The 12,510-nt window shown below is 74.4% G+C and carries 12 protein-coding genes; 8 read left to right on the top strand and 4 right to left on the bottom strand.

Annotation, left to right across the window (positions count from 1 at the left end):
* Positions 1-164: 164 nt before the first annotated feature.
* Positions 165-974 (top strand): type II CAAX endopeptidase family protein, encoded by an 810-nt coding sequence (locus ACIPRD_RS15005; protein WP_356403149.1) that lies wholly within the window; start codon positions 165-167, stop codon positions 972-974.
* A gap of 67 nt (positions 975-1,041) precedes the next feature.
* Here the strand turns inward: ACIPRD_RS15005 and ACIPRD_RS15000 are convergent, their stop codons facing one another.
* Complete coding sequence (locus ACIPRD_RS15000) at positions 1,042-1,854, bottom strand: PhzF family phenazine biosynthesis protein (protein ID WP_401563129.1); 813 nt, start codon at positions 1,852-1,854, stop codon at positions 1,042-1,044.
* 455 nt (positions 1,855-2,309) lie between these two features.
* Here ACIPRD_RS15000 and ACIPRD_RS14995 point away from each other — a divergent pair, with 455 nt between their 5' ends.
* The gene (locus tag ACIPRD_RS14995; protein ID WP_401563127.1) at positions 2,310-3,707 is read left to right on the top strand and encodes a Mucin-2; all 1,398 of its coding nucleotides are present in this window, start codon (positions 2,310-2,312) and stop codon (positions 3,705-3,707) included.
* Between the two features lie 130 nt (positions 3,708-3,837).
* Positions 3,838-4,503, top strand: a complete 666-nt coding sequence (locus tag ACIPRD_RS14990) for a PadR family transcriptional regulator (RefSeq protein WP_356403158.1) — start codon at positions 3,838-3,840, stop codon at positions 4,501-4,503.
* Positions 4,504-4,735: 232 nt separating this feature from the next.
* Here ACIPRD_RS14990 and ACIPRD_RS14985 read toward each other — a convergent pair whose 3' ends face one another.
* Positions 4,736-4,933, bottom strand: coding sequence for a hypothetical protein (locus ACIPRD_RS14985; protein WP_356403161.1), 198 nt, complete (start codon positions 4,931-4,933; stop codon positions 4,736-4,738).
* Positions 4,934-5,144: 211 nt separating this feature from the next.
* On the opposite strand from ACIPRD_RS14985, the gene ACIPRD_RS14980 reads away from it, so the two are divergent.
* The 3 genes from ACIPRD_RS14980 to ACIPRD_RS14970 all read left to right on the top strand — a co-directional run bounded on the left by ACIPRD_RS14980 (position 5,145) and on the right by ACIPRD_RS14970 (position 8,145).
* Entirely contained in the window at positions 5,145-5,753 is a 609-nt protein-coding gene (locus tag ACIPRD_RS14980; RefSeq protein ID WP_401563125.1) for a Clp protease N-terminal domain-containing protein, read from the top strand.
* Between the two features lie 249 nt (positions 5,754-6,002).
* Positions 6,003-7,007: an EamA family transporter gene (locus ACIPRD_RS14975; protein ID WP_356403167.1), complete on the top strand. Its 1,005-nt coding sequence runs from the start codon at positions 6,003-6,005 to the stop codon at positions 7,005-7,007.
* 193 nt (positions 7,008-7,200) lie between these two features.
* Complete coding sequence (locus ACIPRD_RS14970; RefSeq protein ID WP_401563123.1) at positions 7,201-8,145, top strand: DMT family transporter; 945 nt, start codon at positions 7,201-7,203, stop codon at positions 8,143-8,145.
* Positions 8,146-8,210: 65 nt separating this feature from the next.
* Here the strand turns inward: ACIPRD_RS14970 and ACIPRD_RS14965 are convergent, their stop codons facing one another.
* Positions 8,211-8,891 carry a pyridoxamine 5'-phosphate oxidase family protein gene (locus tag ACIPRD_RS14965; protein ID WP_356403173.1) on the bottom strand — a complete coding sequence of 227 codons (681 nt, stop codon included), beginning with the start codon at positions 8,889-8,891 and terminating at the stop codon, positions 8,211-8,213.
* 64 nt (positions 8,892-8,955) lie between these two features.
* Here ACIPRD_RS14965 and ACIPRD_RS14960 point away from each other — a divergent pair, with 64 nt between their 5' ends.
* Entirely contained in the window at positions 8,956-10,287 is a 1,332-nt protein-coding gene (locus ACIPRD_RS14960; protein WP_401563121.1) for an aminotransferase class I/II-fold pyridoxal phosphate-dependent enzyme, read from the top strand.
* Positions 10,288-10,497: 210 nt separating this feature from the next.
* On the opposite strand, the gene ACIPRD_RS14955 is transcribed toward ACIPRD_RS14960, so the two are convergent.
* The gene (locus ACIPRD_RS14955; protein ID WP_401563119.1) at positions 10,498-11,520 is read right to left on the bottom strand and encodes a DMT family transporter; all 1,023 of its coding nucleotides are present in this window, start codon (positions 11,518-11,520) and stop codon (positions 10,498-10,500) included.
* 73 nt (positions 11,521-11,593) lie between these two features.
* Here ACIPRD_RS14955 and ACIPRD_RS14950 point away from each other — a divergent pair, with 73 nt between their 5' ends.
* Positions 11,594-12,502 carry a LysR family transcriptional regulator gene (locus ACIPRD_RS14950; RefSeq protein ID WP_356403183.1) on the top strand — a complete coding sequence of 303 codons (909 nt, stop codon included), beginning with the start codon at positions 11,594-11,596 and terminating at the stop codon, positions 12,500-12,502.
* Positions 12,503-12,510: the final 8 nt, after the last annotated feature.

Below are 12,510 nucleotides of genomic sequence, written 5' to 3'. Positions count from 1 at the left end.
GCCCTCCGCTCTCCTGCCTCCGAGCCCTCTCGCCTGTGCGGCACCTGTGGGTTCGCCAGGTGGGCGCGGCCCGCGGGCGGCCCGGTGCCCTGTGCCGTGCCCCGCTTCTGCGATCCTTGCGGACGAAGATGAGGCAGGGGCGGCAGAGCCGCCTGACGGTTGGAGTGCAGGTGGAGGCTGACCCGGTGGCCGAGTCCGTTCCGTCCGTGGCGCGCGAGCGCCTCCCGCGGCGCCTGCTGCGCGACGAGACGCTGCTCGTCCTCGCGCTCTCGCTCGGCGCGAGCGGGGTGTCCGCGCTCATCAGCTTCATCGGCTCGGTCACCAAGCCGGGCGGTCTGAAGGACCAGGCGGCCACCCTCAACGCCTCCGCCGCGCCCGGCCGTCCCTGGCTCGACCTGGCCTGGCAGCTCTTCGGCATCGCCACCGCGCTGGTGCCCGTCGTGCTGGTCGCCCATCTGCTCACGCGGGAGGGATCGAGTCTGCGCGCGCTGGGCTTCGACCGCACCCGGCCCTGGTCCGACCTCGGCCGGGGAGCGGCGGTCGCCGCCGTGATCGGCAGCACGGGCATCGCCTTCTACCTGGCCGCCCGCGCCCTCGGCTTCAACCTCACCGTGGTGCCCGAGGCGTTGCCCGACGTGTGGTGGAAGTTCCCGGTGCTGATCCTCTCCGCGGTGCAGAACGCGGTCCTCGAAGAGGTGATCGTCGTCGGCTACCTGCTGCGCAGACTGGGCCAGTTGGGCTGGAGCCCGGCCGCCGCGATGGTGGGCAGCGCGGTGCTGCGCGGTTCGTACCACCTCTACCAGGGCATCGGCGGCTTCATCGGCAACATGGTCATGGGCGTGGTCTTCGTCTGGCTCTACCGCCGCTGGGGGCGCGTCGGCCCGCTGGTCGTCGCGCACTCCCTCCTCGACATCGGCGCCTTCGTCGGTTATGCGCTGCTCGCCGGCCACGTGAGCTGGCTGCCGACGGCCTAGGGGGCGTCTCCCCGGTCTTCGTGGGTCCGCGAGGACCCAAGGACGCCCCCCTCAGGACCTGGGCGGTTCAGGCGAGCAGTTCGCCGTCGATGACGGTGACCGCGCGGCCGAACAACAGGGTGCGAGCGCCGCGCAGTTCCGTGCGTACGACTCCGGTACGGCGGGAGGCCTGGAGTCCGGTCAGCGTGTTCCGGCCGAGGCGGGCGGACCAGTGCGGGGCCAGCGCGGTGTGGGCGCTGCCGGTGACCGGGTCCTCGTCGATGCCGACGTTGGGGAAGAAGCAGCGCGACACGAAGTCGTAGCCCAGGGCGGGGTCGGCGGCCCGGGCGGTGGCGATGACGCCGCGGGTGGAGAGGGTGCCCAGGGACCGGAGGTCGGGGGAGAGGCTCAGTACGGTCTTCTCGTCGGCCAGTTCCACCAGCAGGTCGCCGACCTGGGGGCCGGTGTCGTACATGGCCGTCGGCTCGGCGCCCAGCACGCGCGCGAGGCCGGCCGGCGGTTCGACGGGGGTGAGCGGGGCGGTCGGGAAGTCCAGGGTGATCCAGCCGTCGGTGCCGGGGGTGGCGGTCAGGACGCCGCTGCGCGTGGCGAACCGGACGGGTCCTTCGTGCGCGCCGGTGCTGCTCAGCACGTGCGCCGTGGCCAGCGTGGCGTGCCCGCACATCGCCACCTCCGCGAGCGGGGTGAACCAGCGCAGCGCCCAGTCCGCCTCGCCGCCCCCGGGCAGCCGGTGCGCGAACGCCGTCTCCGCGTGGTTGACCTCCATGGCGACCTTCTGGAGCCAGTCGTCGTCGGGGAAGACGTCGTCCAGGAGCAGCACCCCGGCCGGGTTGCCGGCGAAGGGCCGGTCGGTGAAGGCATCCACGATCCGCATACGCATGCCGACGAGGCTAGGACCCCGACGCCCGGCCGGCCAAGGCCAATCCGCCCCAGGTGGCCCCTTCTTGGGCCGTGTACCGAGTGCGCCGGACGGCTTGCCTGGTCACGACCGACAGCGTGCGAAGAGAACCGCGCCCGGAACGCTCCCGTCGGGGTCGATCAACAGCTGACCCTCGACGGTGAACCCGGCATCCCGCAGCCAGGCCGCCACTTGACCGGGCCGGCGGTCACTCGATGGACGTGGACGTTCATCGAGTGACCGCCGTACCCCGTGTCTTCAGCCGCGCCCCGTCGCCGACGTGAAAGCCGAGCCGCTGAACCGCCGAGCGGCCGAGCAGCCGAACCGTCGGGCGCTGTCCGGCCGATCGCAACTGCCTCCCCGGCCGCCGGACGGGCTGTCGGGCGGGGGACCATGGGTGTGAACCAGCCGACGGAAGACGCGGAGATGGGGGATTCATGGTCGTGCGCCACGCGTCCGCGCTCGACGGTGTCGCCCGTAATCCGGCACTGCCGACACCGCTGCTGCTGCGCCTGCTCGCCTTCGGCGGGGGCGGTGACCGTCGTCCGCCCCGTGATGCGCTGCGGCGGGCCGGGCTTCCGGAATCGGCCGTCAGGGTGATCCTGGCCCACCCGGATCCGGGAGTCCGGATCGATTTCGCGACGAGTGCCGGGGCGGAGCCCGCACAGCGGGCCCGGCTCGCGCACGATCCGTCCTCCGAGGTGCGGGCGGCTCTCGCGTACGGCCCCGAGGTCCACGCCCCGCGCACGAAGGTCGCGCCGCTCCCGGACGCCGTGTGCGCCCGCCTGCTCGACGACCCCGCCCCTTCCGTCCGGACGGCTCTGCTGGACTCGCCCCATCTGGTGCCGTCGTTCGTGGCCTCGATGGCCGCTCACCACAGTCCTGCAGCGCGCCGGGAAGCGGTGCGCGCATGGGACATCCTGCCGCCGGGCGAGCGGTCGGCGCTGCTTGCCGACCCTGATGCCGGAGTACGGCGGGCCGCCGCGCTCCGGGAGTGCCGACGGGACGCACGCGTCACCGCCGAACTCCTCCGCGATCCGAAGTCCGCCGCCGAGGCGCTGCGCCGAGGACTCCTCGTTCGCGCCGACGCCGAGCGGTGCGTCGCCGAGCGCACACATCTGGCGGCTCTCGCCGAGAACCCGTCGGTGCCGGCCGACCTCGTGGAGCGGCTCTCCACCGACCCCGACGAGGCCGTACGGCTCGCGGTGTCCCTCAGGCCCGAACTGGACGAGGCACGGCGCATGGCGATCGACTTCACCGTCGGGCACTTCGACCGGGGCGACGGCGTGCGGTGGGTACGAGACGGGCTGACCGATCCCGAGATACTGCGTCGGGCCGCGGCCTCCGCCCACCCGCTGCTCCGGCGCGCCGCCGCCCGGAGCCCCCACCTGCCGCCCGACCTGCTGCGCCTGCTGGCGCGCGTCGAGGACCCGGTGGTGGAGAACCTCCTGGGCGTCCACCACCCCGACACCCCGGAGGAGGTTTTGATGCGTGTGTACGCGAGGCTCGGCGGGACGTTCTCCGCCTGGATGGCGGAGACGCACCCGCGCTTTCCCCGCGAAGGCCTCGCCGCCCGCTACGCGGACCACCCGGACGGCATCTACCGCCGACTGGCCGTTCGGGATCCGGCCGCCACGCCCGCGCTGATCGAACGCCTCAGCCGTGACCCCGCCGTCTGGACGCGCCAGGCGGCGGCCGCGGACCCGCGCCTCCCGCTCCACCGGCTCCACGAGGCCCTCCACGCACCCGAACTGGCCTCCAGCGCGGGCGCCAACCCGGCGCTCCCCGAACACGAGATGGCCGCCGTCCTGAACCGGTCCGGCGTCCCCGCCTGACCGCCGGGCGGACCCGACCACGCCATTTCGCAAGGGCATTGTCAGGCGATCGGTTCCGATATATCGTTGAGATGTCGCGTAAGGACGTGAGTGATACGTGACAGGTCGACTAGGGGATGGAGTGATCGCGATGCACGGTCACGGATTCGAGCATGGACATCACCAGGGCGGTCCCGGCCGGCGTGGGCGGGGCGGGTTCGGTGGATTCGGCGGGTTCGAGGGGCGCCGCGCCGCCTTCGGGCCCTTCGGGCCGGGCGGTCCCGGGTTCGGGCCCGGCGGACCGGGATTCGGTCCCGGCGGGCCGGGATTCGGGCCGGGGCCCTGGGGGCCGCGCGGGCGCGGCGGGCCGAGGGGAAGGGCGCGGCGCGGCGATGTGCGCGCCTCGATCCTGGCCCTGCTGAAGGACCGCCCCATGCACGGCTACGAGATGATCCAGGAGATCGCCGAGCGCAGCGGCGGCGCCTGGAAGCCCAGCCCGGGCTCGGTCTACCCCACCCTCCAGCTCCTGGAGGACGAGGGTCTGATCGCCAGCGCGAGCGAGGGCGGCAAGAAGCTGTTCTCCCTCACCGAGAGCGGTCGTACCGCCGCGGAGGAGGGGCCCGAGGCGCCCTGGGAAGAGGCCTCGCGCGGGGTGGACTGGGAGGCCCTGACCGAGATCCGCCAGGCGGGGTACGGCCTGATGGAGGCCTTCGGCCAGGTCTGGAAGACCGGCACCAAGGAGCAGCGCGAGAAGGCGCTCGGCGTCATCAACGACGCCCGCAAGAAGCTCTACCTCATCCTCGCCGACGAGGACTGAGGCCGTACGGCGACGAGGGTGCCCCGTGGAACTCCGCGGGGCACCTCCGCGCTCCCGGGGCCGCGGCGGCGAAGTGCGGGGCCGGCCCGCACGACCGTCGCCGCGGGACCCTCACGTCCCGGTCGGCGCGCCCCCCACGTTCCCGGCCGGCGCCACCCTCAGGTTCCTGGCCGGCGCCACCTTCACCTTCCCGGCCCGGCGCCACCCCTCACGCTCCCGGCCGGCGGGACCCTCACGTTCCCAGCCGGCGGATCACCGCCGCGTCGAACAGATCGCACGCGCGCGGGAACGCGCTCTCGTCGTGGCAGTGCCACGCTTCCCAGAACAGGTCGGCGGGGAGCGCGTCCCCCGGGGCGTACACCCGGTACACGTACTGCCTGCCGTCGGCCGCCGGCAGGGCGACCAGCCAGCACTCGCACCCGTGCTCCATATATCTGACGGACGTACCGGCCCACGGGTGCGGTTGCGTGCGGGGCGCGTTCCCGTGCGGCGCACGCCCCGTGGCACCCTGCCGCCTGATCTCCTCCGTGAGGATGAGATTTCGGCCCGGCGCGTCCACTCTGCGTGGGACCCGAGAATGGTTCCCCCCGTGGATGCCCCGGGCCGCCGGGACTGGTGAGGTGGGGGATGTGCAACCCCGTATGACGCGCCGGGACGTTCATGACGAGGGCGGACCGCCCGCCGAGGACGACGCCGGGCTCGGGGCGGAGCTGGTGGCGGTGGTCGCCGGTGCCCGCCGTCGGGCCCTGCGGGACGGGGACCGGCAGATCGACACCGCTCATCTGCTCCACTCGCTCCTGGAGTCCGACCCCGAGGTCCGTGCCGCCGTCGGCACCGCCCCCCAACTCGCCAGGCTGCTCGGCTACCTCGTGCAGCGCAGCATCGGCTACGGGCTGCGCTGGCAGAGCGGCGTGGAGAACTCCGGCGCCGGTCCCGGTGCGGGCGCTCCCGTTCCGCTGCCCCGCCGCACCCGCCGAGGCGGTGAGCCCGGGGGTGCCGGCGACTGGTCGCCCGCCGCGGCGGCCGCCATGGAGGACGCCCGCAGGCGCGCCCGGCAACGCGGCGAACCCCTGGCCCGCGGCAGGGATCTGCTCGCCTCGCTCGTGGTGGACCCCGCGTCCCGGGCCGTGGAGGTACTGGAACGTGCCGGCGTCCCCGCGGCCGGCCTGCGCGCCCGGATCGAGTCCGGGGCGGGGGAGTTCACCGGGACCGGCGCCGCCGAACGCACGGACGGGGGAGCCGCCCGCTGAGCGCGGCGCGCGGTGCTGGGGCGTCCCACCGGGCGCGGTGCGCCGTGGCTGCGGGGTCGGCTGTTGTACAGGGGTGTCGTCGGCCTGGAGCGATGTGCCGCCCGCCGGGCTCAGGGCCGCTTGCGAGGACCCGGTGTTCCGGTCGGGCCGTCCGCGGCGCCCCTCCGTGTCCCGGTCGCCGGTTTCGTCCGTCCGTTCCATGAGACAGGTGTCAACAGGGGTGACGCTCATGTCCTCGCCTGCCATCATGTGCCGGTGCGCATGTCTGAGAGCGGTCGTGGCGGTCAGGGAAGGGGCGTCGGCCTGGGCCTCGCCCTGTTGTCGGCGCTGGCCTTCGGCGGATCCGGGGTGGCGGCGAAGCCGCTGATCGAGGCGGGGCTCGAACCCCTGCACGTGGTGTGGCTGCGTGTGACCGGGGCGGCCCTGGTCATGCTGCCGCTCGCGGTGCGCCACCGGGCACTGGTGCGCCGGCGCCCCGCGCTGCTCGCAGGGTTCGGGCTGCTCGCCGTGGCCGGCGTCCAGGCCTGCTACTTCGCCGCGATATCCCGTATCCCGGTCGGAGTGGCGCTGCTCGTCGAGTACCTGGCGCCCGCGCTGGTCCTCGGCTGGGTGCGCTTCGTGCAGCGCCGGCCGGTGACGCGGGCCGCCGCGCTCGGCGTGGTCCTCGCGGCGGGCGGGCTCGCGTGCGTGGTGGAGGTGTGGGCGGGCCTCCGGTTCGACGCCCTCGGCCTGCTGCTCGCGCTCGGCGCCGCCTGCTGCCAGGTCGGCTACTTCATCCTGTCCGACCAGGGCGGCGACGCGGGGGAGGAGGCGCCCGACCCGCTGGGCGTGATCGCCTTCGGGCTGCTGACCGGCGCCGCCGTGCTCACCGTCGTGGCCCGGCCGTGGACGATGGACCTGCCGGTGCTGGCCGGCTCCGTGCGCATGAACGGCACCGAGGTCCCGGCCGCACTGCTGATCGGCTGGATCGTGCTCGTCGCCACGGTCGTCGCGTACATCACCGGCGTGCTGTCGGTGCGCCGGCTGTCACCGCAGGTCGCGGGGGTCGTGGCCTGCCTGGAGGCGGTCATGGCGACCGTGCTGGCGTGGGTGCTGCTCGGGGAGCACCTGTCGGCGCCGCAGATCGCCGGTGGGGCCGTCGTGCTCGTCGGCGCGTTCATCGCGCAGTCCTCGGCGCCCGCCAAGGGCTCCCCGGACCCCGTCGCTGAGGGCGGCGCGGAAAGGGAGTTGTCCGCCCGGGGCACGGCTGCGTAGGCTGTTGATCATGCATTCGCACGCACTCGTCCTTCCGCCCCCGGCCGCCTGAGGCGGGCCTCCGGGAAGAACGCGCCCGACGCGCACCGCGCCGGGCGGGACGGTGCTGCCCGCAGATGAAGTCCGTGCGCCCCGCCGAGACGGGACGCCTTCCTTCCGCACTCCCCGAGTGCGCTTCTGCGGAGAACCCCTCATGCCGAACGCTGTCTCCGGCCTGTCCACCGGACGTGGCCTGCTCTATCTCGTCGTCACCGGTGCCACGTGGGGCACCGCGGGTGCCGCCGCGTCGCTCGTCTACCGCGCGGCCGACATGGGCCCCTTCGCCCTCTCCTTCTGGCGCTGCGCCGCGGGGCTCGTCCTGCTGCTGGCGGCCCGTCTGCTGCGCCGTCCGGCGGCGCCCGCCACGCCCGGACCGCTCTGGCCGCGCCTGCGGAAGTCCCTCGCCACCGGCGTCGGCCTGGCCGTGTTCCAGACGGCCTACTTCGCGGCCGTGCAGTCGACCGGACTGGCCGTGGCCACCGTGGTCACCCTCGGCGCCGGACCCGTCCTCATCGCGCTCGGCGCCCGGGTGCTCCTGGGGGAGCGGCTGGGCGCCGGCGGCGTCCTCGCGATCACCGGGGCGCTCGCCGGCCTCACCGTACTGACGCTCGGCGGCTCGGACGCCACGGTCCGACCGGCCGGTGTGCTCCTCGCGCTCGCGTCGGCGGCCGGCTACAGCGTGATGACGCTGCTCACCCGCTGGTGGGGACGGGAGGGCACGGCCGGCTCCTCCGGGACCACCGTCTCGGCCTTCGCGGTCACCACCCTGTGCCTGCTCCCGTTCGCCCTGCACGAGGGGCTGCTTCCGCACACCGGCCACCCCGTGCGGCTGCTCGTCCTGCTCGCCTACATCGCGTCCGTCCCGACGGCCCTCGCCTACGCCCTCTACTTCGCGGGCGCGGCCGTCGTACGGTCCGCCACCGTCTCCGTGATCATGCTGCTGGAGCCGGTGACCGCGGCAGTGCTCGCCGTCGTCCTGCTCGGCGAGCACCTCACGGCGGCCACCGTGGGCGGCACGCTGCTCATGCTCGGCGCGGTCGCCGGACTCGCGGTGGGCGAGGCGCGCGGGGCCGGACGGCGGCAGCCGGTCACGGTCTGACCGGCTCCGGGCCGCACCCTTCCCGTCCCCGGGCGGGGCGTGCGGCCCGGTCCGTTCGCGTCCGTCTACGCCCGCGCCGCCAGATAGTCCGGCAGGGCGACGCCGGGTGCCAGATCGGCGTTGGCGACCGGGGCGTCGTACCCCTTGCGGAGCGGGAGGACGCCGGCCCAGTGCGGCAGGGCGAGGTCCTCGGGCTCGTCGTTGGCGCCGCCCGTGCGCGTCTTGGCCGAGACCTCGTCGAGGTCGAGGCGGACGACGGCGGTGGCGGCCAGCTCCTTCTTGTTCGCGGGACGGGAGTCGGCCGCCCGGCCCGGCACCACGTGGTCCACCAGGGCGTCCAGGGCGAGACGCCGCTCCTCGGGGTCGGTGACCTCGTGGGCGATGCCGTGCACCACCACCGAGCGGTAGTTGACGGAGTGGTGGAAGGCGGAACGGGCCAGTACCAGCCCGTCGACATGGGTGACCGTCAGGCACACCGGCAGACCCGGGTCGGCCGCGCCGCTCATCCGCAGCGGGCGCGAGCCGGTGGACCCGTGGACGTAGAGCCGCTCGCCGACCCGGGCGTACAGCGTCGGCAGCACCACCGGGGCGCCGTCGCGGACGAACCCGAGATGGCAGACGTAGCCCTCGTCGAGTATCGCGTGCACCAGATCCTTGTCGTACGACGCCCGGTCCGCCGACCGGGTGGGCACGGTGCGGTCGGTGGGTGCGTAGGCGGCGGACTGCGGTGCCGTTTCCCCGTGCATGGGCGATCCCTCCAAGGGTGGCGCTGACTGGCCTGACTCATTGCACTAGTGCATAATTGGGTTTGTGCTAGGAGAGTATCCGATCCAGGGAAGCGGCGCTGCGGAGATCGCGGCCAGCGTCGAGCGCGCGGTCGGCGCGGGGGAGCTGACGCCGGGCCAGTTGCTGCCGCCCATGCGGGAGCTGGCCGAAGCGCTCGGGGTGAACCCCAATACGGTCGCGGCCGCCTACCGCACCCTGCGAGAGCGCGGGGTGATCGAGACCGCCGGCCGCCGGGGGAGCCGGGTCCGGCCCAGGCCGGCCACCACGGGCCGCGAGGACCTGAGGGTGGAGGTGCCCGCCGGAGTGCGGGACCTGTCCAGCGGCAACCCCGACCCGGCGCTGCTCCCGCCCCTCGCACCGGCCTTCGCGGCCGCGGCGGCGGACGCGGACCGGCATCCGGTCCTGTACGGCGCCGACCCCGTGGACGCGGACCTGGCGCGCCTCGCCCGGGCCGCGTTCGCGGCCGACGGCGTCCCCGAAGGGCCGCTCACCGTCACCTCGGGCTCGCTCGACGCCGTCGAACGCGTCCTGTCCGTCCATCTCAGGCCCGGCGACGCGGTCGCCGTGGAGGATCCGGGCTGGGGCCGCACCCTCGACCTCGTCCCGGCGCTGGGGCTGCGCCCGGTTCCGGTGGGCGTGGACGACGACGGCCCGCGCGCCGAGGACCTGCGCCGCGCCCTCGAGTCCGGGGCCCGGGCCCTGCTCGTCACCGACCGCGCGCAGAATCCGACCGGCGCCTCGGTGAGCGCCACGCGCGCGCGTGCCCTGCGCGCGGTGCTGCGCGACCACCCCGAGACCCTCCTCGTCGAGGACGACCACGGCCACGGCATCGTGGACCTGCCCCTGCACCCGCTGGCCGGCGTCACCCACCACTGGGCGCTCGTCCGCTCCGTCGCCAAGGCCTACGGCCCCGACCTGCGCCTCGCCGTCCTCACCGGCGACCCCGTCACGGTGGACCGGGTCCGGGGGCGGCAGCGGCTCGGTCCCGGCTGGGTGAGCCTGCTGCTCCAGCGGGCCGTGGTCCGGCTGTGGACCGACGACGCGGTGGACGGCGCGGAAGTCGCCGGTGCGTACGGCGTCCGGCGGGACCTGCTGATCGACGCCCTCGCGCGGCGCGGTGTCGCCGCCCACGGCCGCAGCGGCTTCAACGTCTGGGTGCCCGTGCGCGACGAGACCGCCACGGTCGCCCGGCTGCTGCACGCGGGCTGGGCGGTCTCCCCCGGCGCCCGCTACCGGCTCGGCACGCCTCCCGGGATCCGGGTCACGGTCTCCACGCTCACCCCGGCCGAGGCCGATCCCCTGGCGGACGCGATCGCGGCGGCGATGGGCCCGGTCCCGGCGCGCGCGTACAGCTGAGGCGTGTTCCGCGGTGGCCTTCGGCATCCCCGGTATCCCCGGTATCCCCGGTATCCCCGGCATCCCCGGGGTCCGGGGAGGCCGAGGCGTGCCGCGGGCTGCCCGCCGCCCCCGCTGTCGGACGCGGCCTGCCTCGCCGCCCCCGCTGTCATGCGCGGGCTGCGCCGCCGCGCCGACTGTCAGACGCGGACTGCCCCGCCGCACCCACTGTCAGACGTTCTTGCGGAGCCTTCCCGTCAGCCGCGCCCGGGGAGCCGTGCTTCCCGGACTCCGCCGCACCTGGGTCAGCGCGGCGCCCGCGATGACGATCACCGCGCCGACCGGTGTGGTCCAGCGCAGCGACTCACCGAGGATCGCCACACCGGCCGCCGTGGCGATGACCGGGATGAAGTACGTGACCATCTGGGCCGTCGTGGGCCCCACTTCGGCGACCAGGCCGTACTGGACGAGGACCGCCAGCCCCGTGCCGAGGGCTCCCAGCGCGGCGACCGCCAGCAGCGGGACGAGCGAGAAGTGTGTGGGGAGCGTGGTGAAGACGGGTGTGACCAGCGCCAGTTGCACCGTCGCCAGCAGCAATTGCGCCCCGGTCATGGACAGATGGGAGTAGCCCGTGCCGGCCAGCGTGCGGCGGACGTAGATCCAGCCGATGGGGTAGCTCAGTGAGGCCAGCAGTGCCAGCGCGGTGCCGGTGGCGTCGAGCCCGTGGAAGCCCTGCCACGCCCCGAGCACGGTCAGCACTCCGACGAAGCCGAGGCCGAGACCCGCGAAGCGCACCCGGGTCGGCCGGTCCTCGGAGAGGGCCACCAGGGAGAGGATCATGCCCCACAGCGGCGAGGTGGCGTTGCAGATGCCGGCCAGGGTGGACGGGATCGTGAGTTCCGCGTAGGCGAAGAGGGAGAACGGCAGCGCGTTCAGCAGGAACGCGGCGACCGTCAGGTGCGCCCACACGCGCTTCCCGCGCGGCAGCCGCTCCCGCTTCACGGCCATCGCCGCCGCCAGGACCGCCGTACCGAACACCAGGCGGCCGAGGGTGACCTGGAAGGGCGCGAAGCTCTCGGTGCCGACCTTGATCAGCAGAAAGCTGAAGCCCCAGATCAGGGACAGGGCGCCGAAGCGCAGCCGCCAGTCCAGGCGGGGCCGGGGCTGCGGGGCGGCCAGGGGGCGGGAGTCCGCGCGGGACGAGGCGGTGGCGGTTGCGGGGGACTGGGTCCCGGATGGGGTGACCGTGCTCATGCCGCAAGGATGCGGGGCGTCATCTCGTAGCACAATCGAGATTTCTGAAGCTGTACCTCTTAGAATCACTTACATGTTGAACCTGGAGCGCCTGCGCACCCTGGACGCCGTCGCCCGGCACGGCTCCGTCAGCGCCGCTGCGGACGCGCTGCACGTCACCACGTCCGCGGTCTCGCAGCAGCTGGGCAAGCTGGAACGGGAGGTCGGTCAGCAGCTCCTCGCCAAGAACGGGCGCGGCGTGCGCCTCACGGACGCCGGGCGGCTGCTGTCCGAGCACGCGACGCGCATCCTCTCCCAGGTGGAGCTCGCCCGGTCCGACCTGGAGGCGCACCGGGGGCAGGTCGTCGGCGAGCTGCGGCTGTCGGCGTTCCCGACCGCCGCCCGCGGACTGTTCCCGGCCGCCCTCGCCTCCCTGCGCGCCGACCACCCGGGGCTGCGGGTGCGTTCCAGCGAGCTGGAACCCGAGCAGGGCATCGCGGGCGTCGTGCGCGGCGACCTCGATCTCGCGGTCGTCCTCGACTGGTACAACAAGCCGATGCCGGTGCCCGACGGCCTGGTCAAGGCCCCGTTGCTGGACGACCCCGCCGACGTGGCCCTCCCCGCCGGTCACCGCCTCGCGCACCGCGACGAGGTCGACCTCGCCGAGTTCGCGGAGGACGAGTGGATCACCTGGGGCGAGGGGGAGTTCTGCCACGAGTGGCTGGTCTTCACCCTGCGCTCCAAGGGCATCGAGCCGATCGTCGGCCACCGCGCGGGCGAGACGCACACCCAGCTGAGCCTGGTGGCCGCCGGGCTGGGCGTGTGCATCGCACCGCTGCTCGGACGCGACCCGGTGCCCGCGAACGTGGTCCTGGTGCCGCTCAGGCAGCGTGTGCGCCGGCACGTCTACGTCCTGTGGCGCGCGGACGCCGACCGCCGGCCCTCGATCCGGGCGGCGGTCGACGCGCTGGGAGCGGCGGCTCGGCGGCTCGGACCGAGCTGACCGCTCCG

Origin of the sequence: Streptomyces sp. NPDC090108, assembly GCF_044747185.1 — a bacterium.
In the GTDB taxonomy this organism is placed as follows: domain Bacteria; phylum Actinomycetota; class Actinomycetes; order Streptomycetales; family Streptomycetaceae; genus Streptomyces.
This window is presented reverse-complemented; position numbering and strand designations above follow the sequence as displayed.

Coding starts and splice junctions, on each gene's coding strand:
- ACIPRD_RS15000 (WP_401563129.1), bottom strand. CDS start 1,854: ATGCGTATGCGGATCGTGGATGCCTTCACCGACCGGCCCTTCGCCGGC.
- ACIPRD_RS14995 (WP_401563127.1), top strand. CDS start 2,310: ATGGTCGTGCGCCACGCGTCCGCGCTCGACGGTGTCGCCCGTAATCCG.
- ACIPRD_RS14970 (WP_401563123.1), top strand. CDS start 7,201: ATGCCGAACGCTGTCTCCGGCCTGTCCACCGGACGTGGCCTGCTCTAT.
- ACIPRD_RS14950 (WP_356403183.1), top strand. CDS start 11,594: ATGTTGAACCTGGAGCGCCTGCGCACCCTGGACGCCGTCGCCCGGCAC.
- ACIPRD_RS14965 (WP_356403173.1), bottom strand. CDS start 8,891: ATGCACGGGGAAACGGCACCGCAGTCCGCCGCCTACGCACCCACCGAC.
- ACIPRD_RS14980 (WP_401563125.1), top strand. CDS start 5,145: ATGACGCGCCGGGACGTTCATGACGAGGGCGGACCGCCCGCCGAGGAC.
- ACIPRD_RS14955 (WP_401563119.1), bottom strand. CDS start 11,520: ATGAGCACGGTCACCCCATCCGGGACCCAGTCCCCCGCAACCGCCACC.
- ACIPRD_RS14985 (WP_356403161.1), bottom strand. CDS start 4,933: ATGGAGCACGGGTGCGAGTGCTGGCTGGTCGCCCTGCCGGCGGCCGAC.
- ACIPRD_RS14990 (WP_356403158.1), top strand. CDS start 3,838: ATGCACGGTCACGGATTCGAGCATGGACATCACCAGGGCGGTCCCGGC.